Origin of the sequence: Ramlibacter sp. AN1015 (assembly GCF_037726105.1) — a bacterium.
In the GTDB taxonomy this organism is placed as follows: Bacteria; Pseudomonadota; Gammaproteobacteria; order Burkholderiales; family Burkholderiaceae_C; genus Ramlibacter.
Genome location: NZ_JBBJUM010000007.1, coordinates 76,216 through 100,313 on the forward strand (window position 1 = coordinate 76,216; position 24,098 = coordinate 100,313).

Genomic DNA, 24,098 nt, shown 5'->3' on the forward strand with positions numbered 1-24,098 from the left:
TGTGGGCTATATTCATCCGGACCGGCAGCGTGCTGCCACCCTGGAGACACCCCATGAAAGTCAGCGACATCCTGCGCGTGAAGGGCAATACGCTCTACACGGTCGCTCCCGACGAACCCATGGCCCGCGCGATCGAGATCATGGCCGAGAAGGACATCGGTTCCCTGGTCGTGATGGAGCACGGGGACCTCGTCGGCATGCTCACCTTCCGCGAGGTGATCCAGTGCATCGTCAAGAACAACGGCGGCGTGGGCAGCACGCTGGTGCGCAGCGCCATGGACGACCATCCGCTTACCTGCACCTCGGAGACCGAGCTCGACGAAGTCCGCCGCATGATGCTCGATCGCCATGCCCGCTACATGCCCGTCATGGACCGTCGGATGCTCATGGGGGTGATCAGCTTCTACGACGTCGCCCGGGCGGTGGTGGACAGCCAGAATTTCGAGAACCGCATGCTCAAGGCCTACATCCGCGACTGGCCCAGCAGCGAAGACGCACAGCCCTCTGCCCAGCTTTAGCAAGCCGCCGGGGCGGGCGCCCCGGGGATAATTCCGGCTCGGCCGAGATGGTCCGCGCCGGGTGAGCGCGGCCGCTGCGCCGAGCGCAACCTCTTCATCCTATGAGCGGCAACACCTTCGGCTCCCTGTTCGCGGTCACCAACTTCGGAGAATCCCACGGCCCGGCGATCGGTTGCGTGATCGATGGGTGCCCTCCGGGCCTGGCGCTGAGCGAGGCCGACATCCAGCCTGACCTCGACCGTCGCCGTCCGGGCACCAGCCGCCACGTCACGCAGCGCCAGGAGCCCGACCAGGTCGAGATCCTCTCGGGCACCTACGAAGGCCAGACCACCGGCACGCCCATCTGCCTGCTCATTCGCAACACCGACCAGCGCAGCAAGGACTACGGCGACATCGCCCAGACCTTCCGCCCCGGCCATGCCGACTACGCCTACATGCAGAAGTACGGCCTGCGCGACCCGCGCGGCGGCGGGCGGTCTTCGGCGCGGCTCACGGCTCCGATGGTCGCGGCCGGCGCCGTGGCCAAGAAGTGGCTGCGCCAGCGCTACGGCACGCAGTTCCGCGGCTGCATGCAGCAGATCGGCGAAATCGACATTCCGTTCGAAAGCTGGGATCACGTTCCCCGCAACCCCTTCTTCGCTCCGGTCGCCGACGTCTCCCGGCTGGAGGCCTACATGGACGCGCTGCGCAAGAGCGGCGATTCGTGCGGCGCGCGCCTGCGGGTCACCGCCACGGGCATGCCGGTCGGGCTGGGGGCGCCCCTGTTCGACAAGCTCGACGCGGACATCGCCTGGGCGATGATGGGCATCAACGCCGTCAAGGGCGTCGAGATCGGTGCGGGCTTCGCCAGCGTCACCCAGCGCGGCACCACGCACGGCGACTCGCTCACCCCGCAGGGCTTCGCCAGCAACAACGCCGGCGGCGTGCTCGGCGGCATCAGCACCGGGCAGGACCTCGAAGTCTCCATTGCCATCAAGCCGACCAGTTCCATCATCAGCCCGCGCGACACCATCAATGCGCGCGGCGAAGCCACGCAGGTGGTAACCAAGGGCCGACACGACCCCTGCGTCGGCATCCGCGCCACGCCCATCGCCGAAGCCATGCTGGCGCTGGTCGTCATCGAGCACGCATTGCATCAAAGGGCGCAGAACGGCGACGTCAATCCGCCCGTACCCGCGATCCAGGCGTCCTTCCTCTGATGGCGGCGCCTGCGCCGGCCGCGCCGCTGGTGCGGCAGCTCGCACCGTTCGCCGGGCTGTCGGCCAGCTATTTCGCGCACATTGGCTTCTTCAATCCCTACCTGCCGCTGTGGCTCAAGCACCTCGGGTTGCCGGTGGTCGTCATCAGCCTGCTGGTGGCGACGCAGTCGGTCACACGGGTGTTCGCGCCCTATGCCTGGGGCGCGCTGAGCGACCGCACCGGCGAGCGGGTGCGCCTGCTGCGCCTGAGCGCACTGGTCGCGCTGCTGGCGTCACTCGGCCTGTGGGTTGCAGGTGGGCCGGTCTGGATCGGGCTGGTGCTGCTGCTCATGTTCACGCACACCGGCTCGATGATGTCGCTGACCGAAGCCGCCATGGCGCAGCTCGTCGCCGGCGACTGGGGCCGCTACGGGCGCGTGCGGCTGTGGGGCTCGGTGGGCTTCATGGTCACCGTGTTCGTGGCGGGCGCCTGGTTCGAGCGTTTCGGCATGGGCCACTTTCCCGGCTGGACGCTGTTCACGCTGGGCCTGGTGCTGGCATGCACCTGGTGGCTGCCCGATACGCGCGACGCGCCGGTGGTCGGCTCGGCAGCCGGCGCGCCCATCCTGCCGGTGCTGCGCCAGCCGGCGGTGCGCTGGTTCTTCGCTTCACTGTTCTTCCACGTCACCGCGCACTTTGCGGTCTATGGCTTCATCTCCCTCTACCTCGACGCGCGCGGCTACAGCAAGGCCATGATCGGCGTGCTCTGGGCGGTTTCGGTGCTGGTCGAGATCCTGTGGTTCTACTGGCAGGGACGGCTGATCAAGCGCTTTCCCATGTCGCGCTGGCTGGTGATCTGCGGCGCCGCCACGGCGCTGCGCATGGCGCTGATCGCCGGCGCTGCCGACTGGCTGCTGGCGCTGTTCGCGGCGCAGGTGCTGCACGCGCTCACCTTCGCCACGCACCATACGGCCTGCATCGCCATGGTGACGCGGCATTTCCCGGGTCGGCTGCGCGGGCGTGGGCAGGCGCTGTTCACCGTCATCGGCTATGGCATCGGCGGGGTGGTCGGCGTGCTGGCGGGTGGGCAGCTGGTGTCGCGTTGGGGCTACGTGAGCATGTACGCGGTCGCCACCGTGCTGGGGCTGCTCGCCACGGCGTGTGCCCTGAAAGTGCTGCGGCTGGAGGAACGCGGCGCCGGCGTGGGTTGAGGCCGGGCTGGTGGCGACGCGGACCGACGTGAACGCCACATGCCGCACAGCAGCGCAGCAACAGGGCCGTGTGGATCGGATCCAGCCCCGGCTCGAAGTGACGCAATGGCACGCAGACGTATACCGCTCCACGCTGACGTAACCATGAGAGGTGGGCATCGTTTTCGCCAAAGGCGGGATACGGGGCGCTGGTTCGGTCACTGACCCGGGGCCTTTCACAGAAAGACCCACCATGCCAATCGATCCCCGCTCCACCAGCGTTTCCCAAGCGCGGCACCTGCAATCGCCTGCGGCAAGCCAGCCGCCGAAGGGGCTGCTCGCCCAGCTGCGACAGAGCTATGCGAAGTTCAGCGCCCGCCTGGTGGCGTTCCAGCGCCGGCTGCCGCGGCTCTCGCTCGACGCGCTGTCGCTGGTTCCGCAGAGCAGGGGGCAGCGGTTCACTGCACTGGTGCGAAAAGGCTTCGACGATATCGGGCGGGAGGGCCGGGCCGCCGTCAACTTCAAGGTGCCCGCGGCAGCAGGCCACAAGGGTATGGAGCTGCAGATCCACAAAGATTTCGTCAAGGACCTGGAGCGGGACACCTATCGGTTCGGACCGGATGACAAGCCAAGCTTGAACATCAACCAGACGACTTCGATCAATTCGCCCGAACGGACCGCCGCAGTTCAGGAGGCGCTGCGCGAGCTCAGGAACCATCTCGGAAGCGACGAGCTGCTGTATGCGGTCACCCACGTCGCGCACCAAGGCGGCATGGCACCCCTCCAAAAGGCATTGACGCACGAAACGACTCCGATTCTCGACAAGGAGCAACCCGTCGTGCTGATGCCTGCGGAGGAGGAATGCTCCTACTCGATTCAGCGCGTCGCACCAGGCCGCGCGCAGATCGACTTCGTTCTGACCCGCACCGCGATCGGCATGTACCCGGCCGGCCTGACCCAGATCGGCGGGGAGGACGTCACGGCACTCGATCCATCGCGATCGATGATGACCGCGACGATGTCCGTCATGGTCGGCGCCGACATGCCGCCACGGCTGCTCGGACCGATCAGGTTCACCCGGCACATCGAGCCCCAGCCCGTGCTACTCCACCCACCTGTGTGAGCGCGCCTCGCTCTACGCGGTGGCCGCGTCATCTGGCGGCCACGGCGACCGCTCAAGGCTGCAACCGCATCTGCTGCGCCACCGCCGCACCCAGCTCGATCACGGCCATGGCGTAGTAGCTGGACTGGTTGTAGCGCGTGATCACGTAGAAGTTTTCGGTGCCCGCAACGAAACTGGGGGGCGCTTCGCCGTTCTGCAGTTCGACCAGCGCCAGCGGTCCGGTGTGCTCGAGTGCCGCACCCTCCAGCAGCGCGCCTTGCGCCGTGAAGCGCGCCACCGGGAAGGTCGGCAGGATGTCCGGCGCCAGCAGCGCGTCCAGCTGTAGCCGCTCGGGATCGAAGCGGACCGGGTAGTGCGTCGGCATGCCGGTCTGCCAGCCGTGCCCCTTGAAGTAGCTGGCCACCGAGCCAATCGCATCGGCCGGGCTGTTGCGCAGGTCCACGGTGCCATCGCCGTCGAAATCAACCGCCCATTTCACCCAGCTGCTCGGCATGAACTGCGGCAGGCCCATGGCGCCGGCGAAGCTGCCCAGGGGCAGCAGCGGGTCGGCGCCGCGGCGGTGCTGGGTCGAGAGGAATTGCTCGAGCTCGCTTCGAAACCACGCCGCCCGCTCGGCCGCGCGCGGATGCTGGGGCGGGTGGTCGAACGCCAGGGTGGTGAGGGCGTCGATCACGCGGAAGTCGCCCATGTGGCGCCCGTACAGGGTCTCCACGCCGATGATGCCGACGATGATGTCGGCCGGCACGCCCCATTCGCGCTCGGCGCGCTCCAGCGTGGCGCGGTGCTCCTGCCAGAAGCGCACGCCCGCGTCGATGCGAACGGGGTCGATGAAGCGGCTGCGGTAGACCGCCCAGTTCTTGCGCGTGCCGGGCGCGGCGGGCTGCATCAGGCGCTGCACCACGGAGAGCTGGCGCGCCTCGCCGATGGCGCGGCGGGTCCATGCCGGGTCGAGCCCGCGCCGCTCGGCGACCTCCTCGGCGAAGCGCATTGCTTCCTCGCTGCCGGAGTAGGGAATGCCTTGCCGGGCGCCGCCGCTGCGACGCTCGGCGGCACTGGCGGCCACCTTCTTGGCGACCGGGCGGCCCTTGTTCTGTGGCGCGGCTGCCTGCTTCGGTGTGGCTTTCCTGCGCTCGGTCGCATGCGCGGCACCTTTGGAACCCGGAGCCTTCTGCGCCCCCGCTTGCTTGGGCGTCTGTTTGGGCGACGGCGTTCCTTGAGCGGGAACCCCGGTGGGCTGCGCAGTGCCTGGCAGGCACAGGGTGAGCGCGGCGGCGGCGATCAGGCTGGTGGCGAGGTGGCGGAGCATCGATCAGGTGGTCTGGGGCTGGGGCGGTGGCCGGTTTCCGGGCTGCGGCTCCGGCCATGGCAGGTGCTTGAACTCACGCCGCAAAGCGGCGAGGGAGGGGCCGGGTGTCGCAGCGTAGCGTTGCGCCTCGAGGCGTATCAACCAGTCTGCCAGCGGCGAGGCCGCTGCGCCGAAACGTGTGGTGGCGGCCGTGGCGAGCTGCCGGGGGCCGTGGGTGGCGGGCAACACGAGGCCGGCGCGGTGCAGGCGCTGGTGCGCACGCGCCAGCAAGCGCAGCCAGGGATCCTGGCGGTGCCGCTCCCAGGCAGCCCAGGCCGCGCCGGCGGCGGACACCGCGACCACCAGCAGGATCAGCGTGTAGGCCAGGTCGGCCCAGCCCGGTGCACGGAAGCCGAGCTTGCGCAGCAGGTCCATCTGGCGGCTGTGCGTGTAGTTCAGCACCCGCTGGTTCCAGGCGTTGTTGATGGCCTCCCAGCCCGCGCGCAGCGTGGCGGCGAGATCGGGGCTCATCGTGATCATGGCGCTGGCCAGCACGCCGGGCGGGGCTTGCAGGCGCTGCAGCGCGCCGATGCGACCCGGCGCAACGGCCGTGGTGGGATCGACCCGCACCCAGCCCTGACCGGCCAGCCAGACCTCGGTCCAGGCGTGGGCGTCGCTTTGCCGCACGACCCAGTAACCGTCGATCGGGTTGCGCTCGCCGCCCTGGTAGCCGGTGACGATGCGCGCCGGGATGTCCATGCCGCGCATCAGCACGACGAAGGCCGAAGCGATGTGCTCGCAGAAGCCCTCCTTGCGGTCGAACCAGAACTCGTCGGCGGTGTGCTCACCGTACAGGCCCGGCTCGAGGGTGTAGCGATAGCCGCCGGTGCGCAGTCGCTGCATCGCTGTGCGCACCAGCGCCGCCTTGTCTTCGGGCGGGGCGGGGGATTCGCGCATGAGGTCGGTGGCCAGCTGCAGCGTTCGGGGATTCATGCCGGGTGGCAGTTCGCGGTATTCGGGCGGCAGGGCCGCGGCGCTGCCCAGGGGCCCCTGCGTCCACCGCAGGTAGCTGTGGGCGTCGTAGCGCAGCAGGTCGGTCACCGGCCGGGGCAGCAGCCACTGCAGCTCGGGCGTGCCGATCGCACGCTGCCCTGCCACGTCCGGCGCCCCGCCTGCGACGTCGAGCGTGAGCAGCCAGGGACGGTTGTTCGGCTCGAGCGTGACCTGGTAGTGCAGCGGTTCGCCTGCGAAGCGTACTGCGCTGCGGCGTTCGACCAGACCGGGCGGCGGCAGCCGCGCCGCGGTGCCATAGAGCGGCTGCCAGTTGCGGCCGTCAAATCGCGTCAGGACGGGTCCGCGGAAATACAGCTCGCTGCGCGCGGGAGCCTCCCCGCGAAAGCGCACGCGCATCGCGATGCTGTCGTCCAGGGCCAGCCGTGCCACGTTGCCCACTTCCATGCTCGAGCTCAGGCCGCTGCGTCCGCTCATGGCGTCCGCGGGGATGCCCCACAAGGGTCCGAACCGCGGAAACAGCACGAACAGCACGGCCATCACCGGCAGCGCCAGCAGCGCCATCCATCCGGCGGTGCGGGCGGACTGCAGCAGCGGCGGCCGCCCCACCGGCAGGTGGGCGTTCACCAGCGCCGTGAGCAGCCCCATCAGGCCCACCAGCATCGCAATCGCCGTGGCGAGCGACTGCGAGAAGAAAAAGTTGGTGAGCATGGTGAAGAAGCCGAGGAAGAACACCACGAAGGCGTCCCTGCGCGCGCGCAGCTCGAGCGTCTTGAGCGACAGCAGCACGACCACCAGCGTCACGCCGGCATCGCGCCCCAGCAGCGTGCCGTGCGAGAGCGCCGCCGCCGCGACCGCCAGCGCCAGCAAACCTACCAGCCAGCGGCTTCGGGGCAGCGGCCGGCTCGTGACGGCGAGCCATCCGCGCCAGCCGAGCATCGCGATCACCAGCACGCTGCACCACCAGGGCAGGCGCGCGGTGTGCGGCAGCACGATCCAGCCGATCACGGCCAGCAGGAACAGGGTGTCGCGGCCTTCGCGCGGCAGCGCGGAAAATGGCCGGCCGAAGCGTGGCAGGGCAGCGGTCAACATAGGGCCAGCGCCTCCAGGCAGTGCCGCTTGTGGGCTTCGCCGGCGTCTGGCGCGATCTGGCGGCCCGGCACGCGCAGGCCATAGCGCAGCCCGAGGCGCTCGGCCTGCAGCACCCAGGCGGTCAGGCGTGCGAGGCGCTGCTCGATGTCGCCGTCGCCTGCGCTCGCGATATCCAGCCAGAGCTCGCCGCGGCGAGCCGGCTGGCTGTCGCGGCTGACCAGTTCGCCCGTGCGTGCCGCCTTCTTCCAGACCACCTGCCCCAGCGAATCGCCGCGGCGGTAGCTGCGCACGCCCTCGAACTCACCCACCTGACGGGCGCGGTGGGGGGCGGGAGCGCCGGATGCGCCGGGTGGCGGCTGGGGCAGCGGAGGAGGATGCGCCTCGGGCGCCGGCCACACGAGCACCTGGGCGGCCGGCTTCCACACCGTCCAGATGCGGAAGGCGCCCATCGGGAACCGCGTTTCGGCGACCAGTGGCGGCACCCGGTGCAGGCCGCGCCGCGTAGGCTGGAAGGACACGCGCACGGTGGCACTGGCCTGTGGCGCGACGTCGGTCCAGCTCCATCGATCCGCCGTGGGCGCATCGAGCAGCGCAAGGCCGATGGCGTGGCGCATGCGCCGGCCTTCGTTGGTGAGGACCACGCCGAGCACGGCGCTGGCCCCGGCAAACTGAGGCGCCGGCGTCTCCAGGCCCAGGCGCATCCCGCGCAGCGTGGCGTGCCCGAGGTGCATGCCGACCACGGCGCACCCGGCCAGCAGGAACGTGAACAGATAACCCAGACTGAGCTGGTAGTTGATCGAGGCGAGCAGCAGGACGGCGAGCGTTGCCAGCAGCAGCCAGCCGGCGCGCGAGGGGAGGACGTAGACGTTGCGCTGCGTCAGCAGCAGGTTGTCGGTCAAGGGCAGGCGGGCGTGCAGCCAGCCTCGCAGCGACGTTCGCGCGGGGAGGGAGCTCACGGCAGCGGCACGGCCTCCAGCAGGGCCCGCACCTGTTCCACCGCGCCGCGGCCGGCGCCGCCGACGGGCTGCAGCCGGTGGGCGATGGTCTGTGGCAGGACGGCCTGGATATCGTCGGGCGCCACGTAGTCGCGCCCGCCGAGCAGCGCCTGGGCCTTGGCCGCGCGCAGCACGGCGATGGCCGCGCGGGGCGACAGCCCCTGCAGGAACCAGCGGCCCGAGCGCGTGGCGGCCACCAGGTCCTGCACGTAGTCGAGCAGCTTGTCTGCGGCATGTACCTGCAGCACCCGCGCCTGCAGCTCGGACAGCGCCTCGGGCGTGAGCGTGCCGCGCATGCCGTGGACCATCTCGCGGCGGTCCTCGCCGCGCAGCAGCTCGCGCTCGGCGGCTCGGTCGGGAAAGCCCAGCGAGATGCGCATGAGGAATCGATCGAGCTGCGACTCGGGCAGCGCGAAGGTGCCGAGCTGGTCCATCGGGTTCTGGGTGGCGATGACGAAGAAGGGCGAGGGCAGCGGCCGCGTCTCGCCATCGATGGTGACCTGGTGTTCCTCCATCGCTTCGAGCAGTGCGCTCTGGGTCTTGGGGCTGGCGCGGTTGATCTCGTCGGCCAGGAGCACCTGCGCGAACACCGGCCCCGCGTGAAAGACGAAGTCTTCGCGCCCGCGGTCGTAGACCGAGACGCCGGAGAGGTCGCTGGGCATCAGGTCGGCGGTGAACTGCACGCGCGAAAACTGCAGACCGAAGGCCCGGGCGAGGGCGTGCGCCAGAGTGGTCTTGCCGACGCCGGGAACGTCCTCGATCAGCAGGTGGCCGCCGGCCAGCAGGCAGGCCACGCAGTCGCGGACCTGGTCCGGTTTGCCCACGATCACCGTGTTAAGCTGATCGAGCAGCCCTGCGAGTTGACGTTGCGCTTGCATGGCCCGACGTTATCCGAAAATGCCCGCATCTCCCGAGCCGTTGCCGATGCCAGCCCACAAGACCGGATATTTCACGCATCCCGATTGCCGGCGGCACGAAATGGGGCGAGGCCACCCCGAATGCCCCGAACGGCTCGACGCCATCGAAGACCGGCTGTTGCTGTGCGGCGTGGCCGATGCGCTCGATCGCCGCGAGGCGCCCCCCGCGTCCCTGGCCGACCTCGAACTCGCCCACGCGCACCGTCACGTGTCGGCCCTGCGCGGCCTCGGCCTCGAGCTCGACGAGCAGCGCGATGCGGGCGGTCCGCCCTACGTGCACGTGGACGCCGACACCTCCATGAACCCGCATACCTTCGAGGCGGCGCTGCGCGCGGCCGGGGCGGCCGTGGCGGCCACCGACGCGGTGATCGGCGGCGAACTCGAGAACGCTTTCTGTGCGGTGCGCCCACCGGGGCACCACGCCTGCCGCGACCAGGCCATGGGCTTCTGCTTTTTCAACAACGTGGCCATCGCCGCCCGGCATGCCTTGCAGCGGCATGGCCTCGCGCGGGTGGCGGTCATCGATTTCGACGTGCACCACGGCAACGGCACCGAAGACATCCTGGCCGGTGACGAACGGGTCCTCATGGTGGGCATCTTCCAGCAGGGGCTGTATCCGTTCAGCGGCGAGTCGCCGCGCGCGGACAACATCGTCAATCTCCCCGTGCCTGCCTACACCCGTGGCATGGAGGTGCGTGAGCTGGTCGAGCAGGTGTGGCTGCCGCGCCTGGAGGCCTTCCGCCCCGAGATGATCTTCGTGAGCGCTGGCTTCGATGCACACCGCGAGGACGAGCTCGGGCAGCTCGGCCTGGTCGAGAGCGACTACGCCTGGATCACCGGTCGCATCCGCGATGTCGCACGTCGCCACGCCAAAGGGCGCATCGTCTCCTGCCTGGAGGGCGGCTACAACCTCGATGCGCTGGGCCGCAGCGTCGAGGCGCACCTGCGCGCCCTGGCCGACCTGTGAACGGCGCGCTGCAGAGCCTGGTGCGCCAGGTGGGGCAACCGGCCTTGCTGTGGGAGCTGGGCGCGCTGCTGGCCTGCCTGCTCGCGGCAGGTGGCATTGCCTGGGCCATCGGACGGCGCAGCGGCAACGAATCCGTCTGGTTCGGCCGCTTCATCGTGGATGGCCTGCTGTTCCCGCTGGTCGCGCTGGCGCTGGTCTACAGCGCGCTGCTGGCGCTGGCGCGCGTGCAGGAAGTCGCGCTGCTGCGCATCGCCATTCCTGTATTGATGTCGTTGGCGGGCATCCGCTTTCTGGCGCGCGTGCTCACGCTCGGGTTTCCCACCTCGGGGCTGGCGCGGCTGGTCGAGCGGCTCTTCTCGTGGCTGGCCTGGATCGCCGCGGTGCTGTGGATCGCGGGCGTGCTGCCGCCGCTGCTGGCCGAGCTCGACGCCATCCGCTTCTCGCTGGGCAAGTCGCGCGTGAGCGTGCTGGGGCTGATGCAAGGTGTGCTGTCGGCCGGCGCCGTGCTCGTGCTGACCCTGTGGGTGTCGGCAGCGATCGAAAAGCGCGTGATGCGCCAGTCCACCGGCGATCTCTCCCTGCGGCGGGTGGCGGCCAACGTGGTGCGCGCGGCCCTGCTGGTGGTGGGCGCGCTGGTGGCGCTGTCCACCGTCGGCGTCGATCTCACGGCGCTGTCCGTGCTCGGCGGCGCGCTTGGTGTGGGCCTGGGGTTCGGGCTGCAGAAGCTGGCGTCCAACTACGTCAGCGGTTTCGTGATCCTGTTCGAGCGCAGCCTGCGCATCGGGGACATGGTGCGGGTGGACAACTTCGAGGGGCAGGTGATGGACATCAAGACCCGCTACACCCTCATCCGCGCAGCGAACGGGCGCGAGTCCATCGTGCCGAACGAGAAGCTGATCACCGAGCGCATCGAAAACCTGTCGCTGGCGGACACCCTGATCCTGCTGACTTCGGATGTTTCGGTGCCCTACGACAGCGACCCCGACGAGGTGCAGCGGATCCTGTGTGCCGCGGCCCAGGGCTGCGCACGCGTTCTGGCCTCGCCGGCGCCGGCGGCGCGGCTGGTGCGCTTCGGTCCGGACGGGCTCGAGTTCCAGCTGCTGTACTGGATCGCCGACCCCGCGAACGGACAGCTGAACGTGCGCTCGGAAGTCAACCTCGCCGTACTGCGGGGGCTGCGCGCCGCAGGCATCGAAATCCCCTATCCGCAGCGCGTCGTGCACCTCAGCAATAGCTGAGCTGGGGCGCTGCGCCCGCGACAACTGCCGCCAGCGGTGCGGCATAGAATCAACTGGTTTACGTAAACGTCAATCCCAACCTCAAGGAGCACCCCCAGCATGAAGGCCCTGGTACCGGTCAAGCGGGTGGTGGACTACAACGTGAAGGTCCGCGTGAAGTCGGACAACACGGGTGTGGACATCGCCAACGTGAAGATGAGCATGAACCCCTTCGACGAGATCGCCGTCGAAGAGGCCGTGCGGCTCAAGGAGAAGGGCGTGGTGACCGAGGTGATCGCCGTCTCCTGCGGCGTCGCACAGTGCCAGGAGACGCTGCGCACGGCCATGGCCATCGGCGCCGACCGGGCCATCCTGGTCGAGACCAGCGAAGAGCTCCAGCCCCTGGCGGTCGCCAAGCTGCTCAAGGCAGTCATGGACAAGGAGCAGCCGCAGCTGGTGATCCTGGGCAAGCAGGCCATCGACGACGACTGCAACCAGACCGGACAGATGCTGGCCGCGCTGGCCGACCTTCCGCAGGCGACCTTCGCCTCGAAGGTCGAGATCGCCGACGGCAAGGCCACGGTGACGCGCGAGGTCGATGGCGGTCTCGAGACGGTGGCGATCACGCTGCCCGCGGTGGTCACCACCGACCTGCGCCTGAACGAGCCGCGCTACGTGACGCTGCCCAACATCATGAAGGCCAAGAAGAAGCCGCTCGAGACGTTCAAGCCCGAAGACCTCGGCGTGGACGTGACGCCGCGCCTGAAGACGCTCAAGGTCAGCGAGCCGCCCAAGCGCGGCGCCGGCGTCAAGGTGCCCGACGTGGCCACCCTCGTGGACAAACTCAAGAACGAAGCCAAGGTGATCTGATATGCCAGCCCTCGTCATCGCCGAACACGACAACGCCTCCATCAGGGGAGCCACCTTCAACACCGTCACCGCCGCCGCAGCCTGCGGTGCGGGCGAGGTGCATGTGCTGGTCGCCGGCCTGAACGCCGGCGCAGCCGCCGAGGCGGCCGCCCGGATCTCCGGCGTCAGCAAGGTCATCCATGTCGACAGCCCGGCACTCGAGCACGGGCTGGCCGAAAACGTCGCGGCGCAGGTGCTGGCGCTGGCCGGCGACTACAGCCACATCCTGTTCCCAGCCACGTCCTACGGCAAGAACAGCGCGCCGCGCGTCGCTGCGAAGCTGGACGTCGCGCAGATCTCCGAGATCTCGCGCGTGCAGGGTCCCGACACCTTCGAGCGCCCGATCTACGCCGGCAATGCCATCGCCACGGTGCAGAGCCAGGACGCGGTGAAGGTGATCACGGTGCGCACCACCGGCTTCGACGCTGCGCCGGCCGAGGGCGGCAGCGCCTCGGTGCAGAAGGTGGATGCCGTGGCCGACAGCGGCAAGAGCAGCTTCGTCGGCCAGGAGATCGCCAAGAGCGACCGGCCCGAGCTCACCGCCGCCAAGGTCATCGTCTCCGGCGGCCGGGCACTCGGCAGCGCGGAGAAGTTCAACGAGGTCATGACGCCGCTGGCCGACAAGCTTGGCGCGGCGCTCGGCGCCAGCCGCGCCGCCGTCGATGCAGGCTATGCCCCGAACGACTGGCAGGTCGGCCAGACCGGCAAGGTGGTCGCGCCGCAGCTGTATGTCGCTGCCGGCATCTCGGGCGCCATCCAGCACCTGGCGGGCATGAAGGACTCCAAGGTGATCGTGGCGATCAACAAGGACGCCGAGGCGCCGATCTTCAGCGTGGCCGACTACGGCCTCGAAGCCGATCTGTTCACGGCGGTTCCGGAGCTCGTGAAGGCGCTGTGAGCGCCAGGCCGGATGGAGCCAACGCATCCATCTGGCCCCGCGGGTCCGCCGCCCGTGCCCTGAGACCGTCTCGCGCCACCTGCGGCTTCGGTGGCGCGGGCCTTCCGTATCAGAGTCGTCCTTGCGCCCCGCCCCCCGGAGAATCCGAGTACCTGCGTCTTCGACACCCGATCGCCCACCCAACATTCCGATCTCCGGCCCCTTCACCTCAGCTTCAAGGCCTTGCCCCGATGACCTACCACGCACCCCTCAAGGACATGCTGTTCGACATCCGCCACCTCGCGGACATCGATGCCATCGCCCGGCTGCCGGGTTTCGAGGACGCCGGGTTCGAGACGGCGCAGGCCGTGCTGCAGGAGTGCGCGCGCTTCAACCAGGAAGTGGTTGCGCCGCTGAACGTCGCAGGAGACCGCGAGCCCTCGCTGTGGCGGGACGGCGAGGTGCACACCACGCCGGGCTTTCGCGAGGCGTACCGGCAGTACACCGAGGGTGGCTGGCAGGGCCTGCAGCACCCCGCCGACTTCGGCGGGCAGGGGCTGCCCAAGACCATCGGCGCGGCCTGCGGCGAGATGCTCAACTCGGCCAACCTCAGCTTCGCGCTGTGTCCGCTGCTCACCGACGGCGCCATCGAGGCGCTGCTCACCGCCGGCTCCGACGAGCTCAAGGCCACCTACCTGCCCAGGCTGGTGAGCGGCGAGTGGACCGGCACCATGAACCTCACCGAGCCGCAGGCCGGCAGCGACCTGGCGCTGGTGCGCACGCGCGCCGAGCCGCAGGCGGACGGCAGCTACCGCATCTTCGGCACCAAGATATTCATCACCTACGGCGAACACGACATGGCCGCCAACATCGTCCATCTGGTGCTGGCGCGGGTGAGCGGCGCGCCCGAGGGCGTCAAGGGCATCAGCCTGTTCGTGGTGCCGAAGTTCCTGCCGCAGCCCGACGGTTCGCCCGGCGTGCGCAACGACGTGCACTGCGTGAGCATCGAGCACAAGATGGGTATCAAGGCCTCGCCCACCGCCGTGCTGCAGTACGGCGACGGCACGGCGGCCCAGGACGTGAACGGCGCCGGGCCCGGTGCCGTCGGCTGGCTGGTAGGCCAGGAAAACCGCGGCCTCGAGACCATGTTCATCATGATGAACGCCGCGCGCTACGCGGTGGGCGTGCAGGGCGTCGCGGTGGCGGAGCGCTCCTACCAGCAGGCTGTGGCCTACGCCCGCGAGCGCATCCAGTCGCGCCCCGTGGACGGCTCGCTCAACACCAGCGCGCCCATCATTCACCACCCCGATGTGCGCCGCATGCTCATGACCATGCGCGCCATGACCGAAGGCTGCCGCGCGATGGCCACCGTGGCCGCGGCGGCCTACGACGCCGCGCACCACCACCCCGACGCCGACAGCCGGCGGCAGAACCAGGCTTTCTACGAATTCCTCGTGCCGCTGGTCAAGGGCTACAGCACCGAGATGAGCCTGGAGGTCACGTCGCTGGGCGTGCAGGTGCACGGCGGCATGGGATTCATCGAAGAGACCGGCGCCGCGCAGCATTACCGCGACGCGAAGATCCTCACCATCTACGAAGGCACGACGGCCATCCAGGCCAACGACCTGGTCGGGCGCAAGACCGTGCGCGACGGGGGCCAGACCGCCCGGGCGGTGGCCGCGCAGATCGAGCGCACGCAGGCCGACCTGGCGCGCTCGGACAGCGTGGCCGCGCGCGCGGTGCTGCGGCGGCTCGACGCCGCGCGCCAGGCTTTCCTGGACGTGGTCGACTTCATGGTGCAGCAGGCCAGGACGGCTCCCAATGCGGCCTTCGCCGGCTCGGTGCCCTACCTCATGCTGGCGGGCAACCTGGTGGCCGGATGGCAGCTCGCGCGCTCCCTGCTGGCGGCCGAGCGCCTGGCCGCGGCGGGCGAGGACACCGAGTTCATGCAGGCCAAGATCGCCACTGCGCGCTTCTACGCCGACCACATCCTGGCCAAGGCCCCAGGGCTGCGGGACAGCATCGTCGAGGGCGCGGACAGCGTCACCGCGCTGGCCCTCGATTCCTTCTGACCGCCACCCGAGAGCACCGCATGTCCCGTCTGCCCGCCGCCCTGCGTTCCCTGCCCCTGCCCATCATCGGCTCGCCCCTGTTCATCATCAGCAACCCCACGCTGGTGATCGAGCAGTGCAAGGCCGGCATCGTGGGCGCCATGCCGGCGCTCAACGCGCGGCCTGCCTCCCAGCTCGACGAATGGCTGCACGAGATCACCGAGACGCTGGCAGCCTGGAACCGCGACCATCCCGAGCAGCCGGCGGCGCCCTTCGCCATCAACCAGATCGTCCACCGCAGCAACGAGCGGCTCGAGCACGACATGGAGCTGGTGGTCAAGCACAAGGTCCCGGTGGTCATCACCTCGCTGGGTGCGCGCACCGACGTCAACGAGGCGGTGCGCGGCTACGGCGGCGTGGTGCTGCACGACATCATCAACAACACCTTCGCGCGCAAGGCCATCGAGAAAGGGGCCGACGGGCTCATTGCCGTGGCCGCGGGGGCGGGGGGGCACGCCGGCACCAAGAGCCCCTTTGCCCTGATACAGGAGATCCGCCAGTGGTTCGACGGCCCGGTGGCGCTCTCCGGGGCCATCGCCACCGGCGGTGCGGTGCTGGCGGCACAGGCCATGGGAGCCGACTTCGCCTACATCGGCTCGGCCTTCATCGCGACCCACGAAGCCCGTGCCTCGGAGGCCTACAAGCAGGCCATCGTCGAGGGCAGCAGCGACGACGTGGTGTATTCGAGCCTGTTCACCGGCGTGCACGGCAACTATCTCAAGGCGTCCATCCGCGCCAGCGGCCTCGACCCCGACAACCTGCCTGAGAGCGATCCCACGAAGATGAGCTTCCAGAGCGGGGAAGGCTCGAAGAAAGCGTGGAAAGACATCTGGGGTTCCGGTCAGGGCATCGGTGCGGTCACCGAGATCACCTCGACCGCGCAGCTGGTGGCGCGGCTCGCGCGCGAGTACCGCGAGGCACGCAGCCGGCTTTGCGCCGGCTGAGGCATGGCCGTCCTGCGCGGCGCCGCCTGACCTTTTTCTCCTTCCAGATCAGGTCCCGCGCGACGCGGGCTCTTCACGTCCGGGCACCGGCAGGTAGCTCAGCGCCGTCGCCTTGCCCCAGAACACCCGGTACATGAACACCGAGTAGGCGACGATCACCGGCAGCGTGATCGCCACGCCCACGAAGATGATCACCAGCGACTCGTGGGCGCTGGCCGCTTCCCACACCGTCATGCGCTCGGGAACGATGTACGGATAGATGCTGTACGCCAGGCCCAGGAAGGCCAGGATGAAGATCAGCACCGTGCTCGCGAAGACCACCCAGCCGTAGCCGGCCGCCAGCACCGGCGGGCGCGACAGCACGTGCCAGGCTGCGAAGAAGGCCACCGCGCAGGCTACGGGGATCGGCAGCAGTCCGATGAAGTCGGGCATGGTGAACCACTTGTCGAACACCGCCTGGCTCACCAGAGGCGTGGCGGCGGAGATCGCCACCAGCGCCAGGCCCATGGGCCAGAGCGCGCGCCGCCCCCAGGTGACGGCCTTGCGCTGCAAGGCCCCGTCGGTCTTCATCAGCAGCCAGCCGGCGCCGAGCATCGCGTAGGCCGTGGGCATGGTGAGCGCGATCAGCATGGCGAAGGCGAGCGACCAGCCGGTGCTGCCGAAGCCGGTGAGATAGCTGCCCAGCATCCAGCCCTGCGCCATCGCGGCCATGAGCGAGCCGCCGGCGAACAGTGCGTTCCACATGCCCTTGAAGCGCGCGCGTCCCTTCACGCGGAAGTCGAAGGACACGCCGCGCAGGATCAGGCCCAGCAGCATCACGGCCACAGGCAGGTACAGCGCGGTGAGCACCATGCCGTGCGCGAACGGAAAAGCCACCAGCAGCACACCGATGCCCAGCACCAGCCAGGTCTCGTTGGCGTCCCAGAACGGACCGATGCTGGCGACCATCAGGTCTTTCTCCGCGTCGTCCGCCAGCGGCAGCAGGATGCCCACGCCGAGGTCGTATCCGTCGAGCACGACGTAGGCCAGGAGCGAGAGCCCCATCACGGCCATGAAGATCAGGGGGAGCAATTCGGGCCAGCTCAGGTCCATGGTGTCATCCTCGAAAAGTTCGGGCTCAGGCGATGCCGCCGATCGGGGTCGCTGCCCCGGCCGCCTGGGGGCTTGCAGGCACCGGCAGCGCCGGGTGGCTGGCCATGTACATCAGCACGACCACATAGGCGACGAGCAGGAAGGCGTACACCGCGAGATAGCCGATCAAGGTGGCCAGCACCATGCCGGCGGCGTGCGGCGCCACCAGGTCGGCCGTGCGCAGCACGCCATACACCATGAAAGGCTGGCGGCCGATCTCGGTCACGTACCACCCCGCCAGCGTCGCCACCCAGCCGGAGAACGTCATGCCCGCGAGCAGCCGCAGCTGCAGCCGGGAGAGGGCGAGCTGGCGCACCGGAGGCGACGGCAGCCCCCCGGTGGCCGGCTGCGCCACCACGCCCACCTTGTGGCGGCCGCGCCAGAGCGACCAGGCGCACCACCAGGAGGCAGCCAGCATCAGCATGCCCATGCCGACCATCACGCGGAAACTCCAGAACACCGGCGCCACCGGCGGGTGGGCACCGGCAAACTCGTTGAGCCCCTTCAACTCGGCGTTGATGTCGTGCGCGAGGATCAGGCTTGCCAGGCCCGGCACGGTGATGGCGTAGTCGGTGCGCCCGGCGATTTCGCGCGGGATGCCGAACAGGGTGAGCGCGGCGCCACGCTCGGTGTGCCAGATGCCCTCGATGGCGGCGATCTTGGCCGGCTGGTGCTGGAGCGTGTTCAGCCCGTGCAGGTCGCCCGCGACGATCTGCAGCGGAATGGCGATGGCCGCTGCCACCACGCCGGTGCGCAGCGCCTTCACCGTGCCTGCGTTCGTCGTGCGACGCAGCATCTGCCAGGCGGAGAGACCGGCGATCAGGAAGCTCACCGTCAAGGTGGACGCCAGCAGCATGTGCGCGAGGCGGTACGGGAACGACGGGTTGAACACGATCTGCAGCCAGTTGTCGGCGTGCAGCACCCCATCGACCACGCGATAGCCCGCAGGCGTCTGCATCCACGAGTTCAGGCTCAGGATCCAGAAGGCCGACAGCGTGGTGCCCAGCGCCACCATGAACGTGGCCAGCAGGTGCATGCGGTCGGATACCCGGCCGCGGCCGAACAGCATCACGCCCAGGAAGGCCGCCTCCAGGAAGAAGGCCGTGAGCACCTCGTAACCGAGCAGCGGACCGGCGATGTTGCCCACGCGCTCCATGAAGCCCGGCCAATTGGTGCCGAACTGGAAGCTCATGACCACGCCCGAGACCACGCCCAGCGCGAAGCTCAGGGCAAAGACCTTGGTCCAGAGGTAGTAGGCCTCCTCCCAGGCCTGCGCCTCGGGGCTGCCCTTGGCGGCGCTGAAGCGCAGGCGAAAGTACAGCAGGAACCAGCACAGCGCGATGGTGATGGTGGGAAAGAGGATGTGGAAACTGATGTTCGCGGCGAACTGGATGCGCGAGAGCAGCAGGGGATCGTCCATGGTTTTCAGGCCTCCTTGTCGCCTGTTTTCCGGGTGGCGGTGCGACCGGTCACGCGGTCCTTGAGTTCGAGCACGCGGGTGACGGTGCTGCCCATGCCCATGAGCTGCATCGCCGTCTCGGGCGAGAGCTTCTGCACGTCGTCGAGCCAGCGCAGCAGCCGGTCGATGAGGTCGTGCATCTGGCGCATGCGCTCCTGCGCATGGCGGTCCGCATCGCTCGCCGGCTCCTGCATCAGCGCGCTGCGCAGCATCGACAGCGTGGGCTCGATCTCGCGGCGGCGTCGCTCCTCGGCCAGCACGCGGAAGATCTCCCACACGTCGGCAGGCGCCTCGAAATACTCCCTGCGGTCGCCGGCCTGGTGCTTGAGCCGCACCAGCCGCCAGGCCTGCAGCTCCTTCAGGCCCATGCTCACGTTCGAGCGCGAGAACTCCAGCGTCTCTGCGATCTCGTCGGCGTTGAGGGCGCGCTGCGCGATGAAGATCAGGGCGTAGATCTGGCCCACGGTGCGGTTGATGCCCCAGCGGCTGCCCATTTCGCCGAAGTGGGCGACGAACTCGCGGCTGAGGGGAGGGAGGCGCTCGTGCAAGGACATGGCGGCGATTATCTTCTCGACCTACCGAACTTTCAGGACTTACTGAAAATTCAAATGCTCATGGAAGGGTTTCGCGCGGCCGCGCGTCACGGAAATGCAGCGGTCGCGCTTGCCCGGCGTCGCTCACATGGGAGATACTGTACGCATGCACAGTTCATCGGAGCACTCCGTCCAAGTAGCGGTTCCGCTTTCCGCCATCAAGGGCCGCGGCGCCGCGAGCCGGCTTGCGCACCGCTTCCAGAGCGAAGACCGGCGCGCATTCGACGACGGCTGGGAAAGCCTGGCCGAGGCGAGCGGGCAGCCGCCGCCGGCCACCGAGGTGATGTGGGAAGAAGCCCGCAGCGCCATCACCACCAACGACTCGCCCGACATCTTCTTCGACCGCTCGCTCAACCCCTACCGAGGCGGCGAGCACGGATGCATCTACTGCTACGCCCGGCCCACCCACTCGTATCTGAACCTCTCTCCCGGGCTGGACTTCGAGACCCGCATCGTCGCCAAGCGCAACATTGCCGAGCTGCTGCGCAACGAGCTGGCCCGCCCGCGCTATCAACCCGCGACACTGGCAATCGGCACCGCCACCGACTGCTACCAGCCGGTCGAACGCGAGTTGCAGCTCACCCGCTCGGTGCTGCAGGTGCTCGCGCAATGCGAGCACCCGGTGACGCTGGTCACCAAGTCGAGCGGCGTCGAACGCGACATCGACCTGCTCGCGCCCATGGCCGGCAAGCGCCTGGCAAGCGTGTTCGTCACGCTCACCACCCTGGACGCCGGCCTCACCCGCAAGCTCGAACCCCGGGCTGCCGCGCCCCATCGGCGGCTGCGCACCATCCGCACGCTGGCCGAGCAGGGCATCCCGGTGGGGGTGAGCCTGGCGCCGCAGATTCCCTTCCTCACCGAAGACATGGAGCAGGTGCTGGAGGCTGCGTGGGAAGCCGGCGCGCGCAGCGCCTTCTATCACGTGCTGCGCCTGCCCTGGGAGGTCGCGCCGCTGTTTCGCGAGTGGCTGCAACTGCACTACCCGCAGCGTGCCGCCCGGGTGATGGCGCGCGTGCAGGACATGCGCGGCGGCAAGGACTACGACAGCGATTTCGCCACGCGCATGAAAGGGCAGGGGGTGTGGGCAGACCTCATCGCGCAGCGGTTCCGGCGCGCCTGCGAGCGGCTGGGCTTCAATCGTGAGCGCGTGGCGCTCGATGCCTCTGCGTTCCGACCCCCCGCGCGCAACGGGCAGCAGGCGCTGTTCTGACGCGCGTGCGCCGGCGTGGCCGCGACCTGCGCCGGCCCGTTCGCGCTCAGCGCATCTGGTAGAGGAACGCGAGGCCGCCGAAGTACGCCACCAGCACCGCGATCGAATCCACGCCCATGCGCGCCACCGTACGGTCGCGCCGCTCGATCAGGCCCCCGAGGTAGAGCGCCGCCAGCAGCGCGCCCAGCAGGCTCGCGAACAACGAGAACCGTCCCACCTGGTTCAGCACCGGCTCGCCCTGGTAGGCCATATCGACTGCGAAGACGAGGCCGACGTTGAAGAGGTTGGTGCCGAAGATGTCGGAGATCGCCATCTCGAGCTGCCGCAGGCGCACGGACGCGATCACCGAGCTGAGCTCGGGCAGCGAGGTGGAGACGGCCACCAGCACCGCCCCGACGAAGCTCTGGCCCAGGCCGGTCTGCTGCGCGATCGCATCGCCGGTGCGGCTGAGGACATAGCCCGCCACCAGGATCGCCACGCCGCCCGCCACGAGCTTGACGACCAGCGCGCGCAGCGTGTCGTCTTCGTGCCGGGCCCGCGCCTGCTCGGTACGGCGGCGCTTCTCCTCTTCGCGCTTCCTGCGCTGGCCCGCGCTCATGTTCGCCACCCAGGTGTGCCGGTCCTGCGAGTGCGACACCTTCCAGATCGCGAACACGTACAGCAGCAGCAGCGCCCAGGACCAGGCGCCGGCGCCGAGCACCGGCACGTCGCCGACCATCAGCGCGGCGGCAAGGGCGAGCAGCAACAGCACGTTCAGGACGACCTGGAGCAGCACCACCGACGAGCCGGCGATGACGGTGAGCGCCTGCCTGCCGAACACCGCATCCGCCACCGCGAGGATCGCGATCTGCATGGCGATGCTGCCCAGCAGGTTGTTCACCGCAAGCGCCGGCGTGTCGCTGACGGCGGCGCTGAGCGAGACCGCCACCTCCGGCAATGACGTGATCCCTGCCAGCAGCACCAGTCCGACGGCCGCATGTCCGACGCCGGTGACCGTCGCAACGCGGTCTGCATAGGCCGCCACGCGGGTGCCCGCGATCCAGACCACGAGGGCCGCGGCCGCGAAGACGGCCAGGGTGGTGGTCAGCGAGCGATGGGAGAAGTCGAGGAGTTCCATGGGCGGTTGCGGCTGCTGCGCGTAGAGGCGAGCGACGCCCGGCAGGCGCTGCAGGCAGACTGCGCATGCTCGCCCGGCGCGCCGCGGCGTGCGGCTCGCGCTTGCAATTCGGGAACGCTGTTACCCGGCACGGGGCCGAGGCCCCCAGCGTGTGCCGCCACCCGCTTGTTCGCGCCCGTCGATCTGGCGAGGCGCCGGTGAGAAGCGCAGCACCGTGCTGCTTCAGGCGCCGGGCAGCGCGCGCAGCGTTGCGCCGGCAGCGACGAGCAGCAGCACCGACCACCCGATGCCCCGAACATTGGCAGCCCACTGGGATGGGCCGCTCAGGCGCCGCAGCTGGGTGTTCCAGGTGACCAGCATGGGCAGCAGGGCCAGCACGCACAGCATCAGGGGCACGCGCCAGCCGAGCAGGCTGGCCCATCCGGGGAACACCCACGGACCGCCGAGCTCCGAAACCGGAGCTGCGGCTCCATGGGACCACGCTCCCGCGGCGGCGGCCCCGGCCAACATCAGCAGCACCGTTGCCACGGGCTTGAAGGTGCGGCGCCAGCACAGCAGGCTCAGCACCGCGCCCAGCATGCCCGTGGTTAGCAGCCCGAGCGCCAACGCGCGCGCGAGGCCCGTCGGTTGCCAGTCGATCAGCGACCGCCAGAGAGCGACATTGCAGGCCAGACCCACCCATGCGCTGACGCCGGCCACGGCCCAGCGCGGATGCAGCGCGAGCCGCGCCTCGCCGGGTGCGAGCAAGGTCGAATAGCCCGTGGACCGGAACAGTTTCAGTGACATGCTGGTTACCCCACCCTCCTGGCGCGCCATTGTGCGCCTGCTGGCTCAGCAGTAAGGACGTTGGTCCGCGAAATACGTGGGGATTTGCCAACGGTGAGGCGCTGCACGGAACCACGGGAACGCACGACGAGCAATGCCGCTGGGACGCCCATCCGCAGGCGGCACCCCAGCCGGAACTCCAAAGAAAAAGGCGGCTGCGGCGCCAGCATGCCGCAGCCGCCCCTGTGTGCCGAAGGTCCTCCGGTCAGGCGCTGAAGAAACCCTTGAGCTTGTCGGTCCAGCTGCCCTCGCTGGGCGTGTGCTTGGTGCCGCCCTTGCGCAAGGAATCGTCGAGCTCCTTGAGCAGCTTGCGCTGGTGCTCCGAGAGCTTCACCGGCACCTCGACGCTGACATGGCAGTACAGGTCGCCCGGGTAGCTGGAGCGCACGCCCTTGATGCCCTTGCCGCGCAGACGGAACTGCTTGCCGTGCTGAGTGCCTTCGGGAATGTCGATCGCGGCCTTTCCCGAGAGGGTGGGCACTTCGATCTCGCCGCCCAGCGCGGCACGCGTGACGCTGACCGGCACCACGCAGTGCAGGTCGTCGCCGTCGCGCTCGAAGATGTCGTGCTTCTTGAGGCGGATCTCGATGTACAGGTCGCCCGGTGGGCCCCCGTTCATGCCCGGCTCGCCGTTGCCGGCACTGCGAATGCGCATGCCGTCGTCGATGCCGGCGGGGATGCGCACTTCGAGGGTCTTCTGCTTCTTCAGCCGGCCCTGACCATGGCAGGTGGTGCAGGGCTCGGGGATGATCCGGCCGGTGCCGCGGCACTGGGGGCAGGTCTGCTGCACGCTGAAAAAGCCCTGGCGCATCTGCACCACGCCCTGCCCCTGGCAGGTGGAGCAGGTCTTGGCCTGGGTGCCCGGCTTGGCGCCGCTGCCGTGGCAGGTGTCGCAGGACTCCCAGGTCGGGATGCGGATCTGCGCCTCCTTGCCGGCCGCCGCCTCTTCGAGGGTGACCTCCATGGCGTAGGACAGGTCGCCACCGCGAAACACCTGGCGCCCGCCCGGGCGGCCACCGCGGCCCTGGCCGAAGATGTCGCCGAAGATGTCGCCGAAGGCCTCGGCAAACCCACCGAAGCCTTCAGCCCCGGGACCGCCGCGCAGGTTGGGATCGACCCCCGCGTGTCCGTACTGGTCGTAGGCGGCACGCTTGTCCACGTCGGACAGCATCTCGTACGCTTCCTTGGCCTCCTTGAACTTGGCCTCGGCTTCTTTGGCGGAGTCCCCCTGGTTGCGGTCAGGGTGGTACTTCATCGCCAGCTTGCGATAAGCCTTCTTGATCTCGTCGTCCGAGGCGTTCTTGGTCACGCCCAGGATTTCGTAGTAATCGCGTTTGGTCGCCATCTTGTGTGTGGTGGGAAGGGCTTTGGAAACGGAGCGAGGGCTAGGGCCTGGAATCTCGGGACCAGCGGGCGCGGTTCACGCGCT

At 69.2% G+C, this 24,098-nt stretch carries 21 protein-coding genes; 11 read left to right on the forward strand and 10 right to left on the reverse strand.

All coding sequences use genetic code 11. From position 1 onward, the window contains the following. Positions 1-53: 53 nt before the first annotated feature. The 4 genes from WG922_RS12710 to WG922_RS12725 all read left to right on the forward strand — a co-directional run bounded on the left by WG922_RS12710 (position 54) and on the right by WG922_RS12725 (position 4,009). Positions 54-518 (forward strand): CBS domain-containing protein, encoded by a 465-nt coding sequence (locus WG922_RS12710; protein ID WP_340283027.1) that lies wholly within the window; start codon positions 54-56, stop codon positions 516-518. A gap of 101 nt (positions 519-619) precedes the next feature. Beyond that, positions 620-1,717 carry a chorismate synthase gene (gene aroC, locus WG922_RS12715; protein ID WP_340283028.1) on the forward strand — a complete coding sequence of 366 codons (1,098 nt, stop codon included), beginning with the start codon at positions 620-622 and terminating at the stop codon, positions 1,715-1,717. Continuing rightward, positions 1,717-2,907, forward strand: a complete 1,191-nt coding sequence (locus tag WG922_RS12720) for an MFS transporter (RefSeq protein ID WP_340283029.1) — start codon at positions 1,717-1,719, stop codon at positions 2,905-2,907. Before aroC ends, WG922_RS12720 begins: the two co-directional genes overlap by 1 nt. Before the next feature lie 232 nt (positions 2,908-3,139). After that, the gene (locus WG922_RS12725; protein WP_340283030.1) at positions 3,140-4,009 is read left to right on the forward strand and encodes a hypothetical protein; all 870 of its coding nucleotides are present in this window, start codon (positions 3,140-3,142) and stop codon (positions 4,007-4,009) included. A 52-nt stretch (positions 4,010-4,061) separates the two neighbouring features. Here WG922_RS12725 and mltB read toward each other — a convergent pair whose 3' ends face one another. From mltB to WG922_RS12745, 4 genes are read right to left on the reverse strand one after another with little or no spacing between them, the layout of a single operon-like run. Continuing rightward, positions 4,062-5,315, reverse strand: coding sequence for a lytic murein transglycosylase B (gene mltB / locus WG922_RS12730; RefSeq protein WP_340283031.1), 1,254 nt, complete (start codon positions 5,313-5,315; stop codon positions 4,062-4,064). A gap of 3 nt (positions 5,316-5,318) precedes the next feature. After that, complete coding sequence (locus WG922_RS12735) at positions 5,319-7,397, reverse strand: transglutaminase family protein (RefSeq protein ID WP_340283032.1); 2,079 nt, start codon at positions 7,395-7,397, stop codon at positions 5,319-5,321. Next, on the reverse strand, positions 7,391-8,353 hold the full coding sequence (locus tag WG922_RS12740) for a DUF58 domain-containing protein (protein WP_340283033.1): 963 nt from the start codon (positions 8,351-8,353) through the stop codon (positions 7,391-7,393). The genes WG922_RS12735 and WG922_RS12740 overlap by 7 nt, the downstream gene beginning before the upstream one ends. Beyond that, the gene (locus WG922_RS12745) at positions 8,350-9,270 is read right to left on the reverse strand and encodes an AAA family ATPase (protein WP_340283034.1); all 921 of its coding nucleotides are present in this window, start codon (positions 9,268-9,270) and stop codon (positions 8,350-8,352) included. Before WG922_RS12745 ends, WG922_RS12740 begins: the two co-directional genes overlap by 4 nt. A 46-nt stretch (positions 9,271-9,316) precedes the next feature. Here WG922_RS12745 and WG922_RS12750 point away from each other — a divergent pair, with 46 nt between their 5' ends. From WG922_RS12750 to WG922_RS12775, 6 genes are all read left to right on the forward strand, one after another. After that, the gene (locus WG922_RS12750; RefSeq protein WP_340283035.1) at positions 9,317-10,276 is read left to right on the forward strand and encodes a histone deacetylase family protein; all 960 of its coding nucleotides are present in this window, start codon (positions 9,317-9,319) and stop codon (positions 10,274-10,276) included. Then, positions 10,273-11,514 (forward strand): mechanosensitive ion channel family protein, encoded by a 1,242-nt coding sequence (locus WG922_RS12755; protein WP_445322828.1) that lies wholly within the window; start codon positions 10,273-10,275, stop codon positions 11,512-11,514. Before WG922_RS12750 ends, WG922_RS12755 begins: the two co-directional genes overlap by 4 nt. 99 nt (positions 11,515-11,613) lie before the next feature. Then, a complete protein-coding gene (locus WG922_RS12760) occupies positions 11,614-12,363 on the forward strand; it encodes an electron transfer flavoprotein subunit beta/FixA family protein (RefSeq protein ID WP_340283037.1) in 750 nt (249 codons plus the stop codon). A gap of 1 nt (position 12,364) precedes the next feature. Further along, a complete protein-coding gene (locus WG922_RS12765; RefSeq protein WP_340283038.1) occupies positions 12,365-13,300 on the forward strand; it encodes an electron transfer flavoprotein subunit alpha/FixB family protein in 936 nt (311 codons plus the stop codon). Between the two features lie 230 nt (positions 13,301-13,530). Beyond that, positions 13,531-15,351 (forward strand): acyl-CoA dehydrogenase, encoded by a 1,821-nt coding sequence (locus tag WG922_RS12770; protein ID WP_340283039.1) that lies wholly within the window; start codon positions 13,531-13,533, stop codon positions 15,349-15,351. Between the two features lie 20 nt (positions 15,352-15,371). Next, positions 15,372-16,334: an NAD(P)H-dependent flavin oxidoreductase gene (locus WG922_RS12775; RefSeq protein ID WP_340283040.1), complete on the forward strand. Its 963-nt coding sequence runs from the start codon at positions 15,372-15,374 to the stop codon at positions 16,332-16,334. Between the two features lie 48 nt (positions 16,335-16,382). Here the strand turns inward: WG922_RS12775 and WG922_RS12780 are convergent, their stop codons facing one another. From WG922_RS12780 to WG922_RS12790, 3 genes are read right to left on the reverse strand one after another with little or no spacing between them, the layout of a single operon-like run. Continuing rightward, complete coding sequence (locus tag WG922_RS12780) at positions 16,383-17,426, reverse strand: cytochrome d ubiquinol oxidase subunit II (RefSeq protein ID WP_340283041.1); 1,044 nt, start codon at positions 17,424-17,426, stop codon at positions 16,383-16,385. A 25-nt stretch (positions 17,427-17,451) separates the two neighbouring features. Then, on the reverse strand, positions 17,452-18,885 hold the full coding sequence (locus tag WG922_RS12785) for a cytochrome ubiquinol oxidase subunit I (RefSeq protein ID WP_340283042.1): 1,434 nt from the start codon (positions 18,883-18,885) through the stop codon (positions 17,452-17,454). Between the two features lie 5 nt (positions 18,886-18,890). After that, positions 18,891-19,478, reverse strand: a complete 588-nt coding sequence (locus tag WG922_RS12790; protein WP_340283043.1) for a GbsR/MarR family transcriptional regulator — start codon at positions 19,476-19,478, stop codon at positions 18,891-18,893. Positions 19,479-19,623: 145 nt separating this feature from the next. Here WG922_RS12790 and WG922_RS12795 point away from each other — a divergent pair, with 145 nt between their 5' ends. Then, positions 19,624-20,727 carry a PA0069 family radical SAM protein gene (locus tag WG922_RS12795; protein WP_340283044.1) on the forward strand — a complete coding sequence of 368 codons (1,104 nt, stop codon included), beginning with the start codon at positions 19,624-19,626 and terminating at the stop codon, positions 20,725-20,727. Positions 20,728-20,773: 46 nt separating this feature from the next. On the opposite strand, the gene WG922_RS12800 is transcribed toward WG922_RS12795, so the two are convergent. From WG922_RS12800 to dnaJ, 3 genes are all read right to left on the reverse strand, one after another. Then, entirely contained in the window at positions 20,774-21,844 is a 1,071-nt protein-coding gene (locus WG922_RS12800) for a sodium:calcium antiporter (protein ID WP_340283045.1), read from the reverse strand. 222 nt (positions 21,845-22,066) lie between these two features. Next, the gene (locus WG922_RS12805; RefSeq protein WP_340283046.1) at positions 22,067-22,630 is read right to left on the reverse strand and encodes a hypothetical protein; all 564 of its coding nucleotides are present in this window, start codon (positions 22,628-22,630) and stop codon (positions 22,067-22,069) included. Positions 22,631-22,874: 244 nt separating this feature from the next. Next, positions 22,875-24,014: a molecular chaperone DnaJ gene (dnaJ, locus tag WG922_RS12810; RefSeq protein WP_340283047.1), complete on the reverse strand. Its 1,140-nt coding sequence runs from the start codon at positions 24,012-24,014 to the stop codon at positions 22,875-22,877. Between the last annotated feature and the right edge of the window lie 84 nt (positions 24,015-24,098).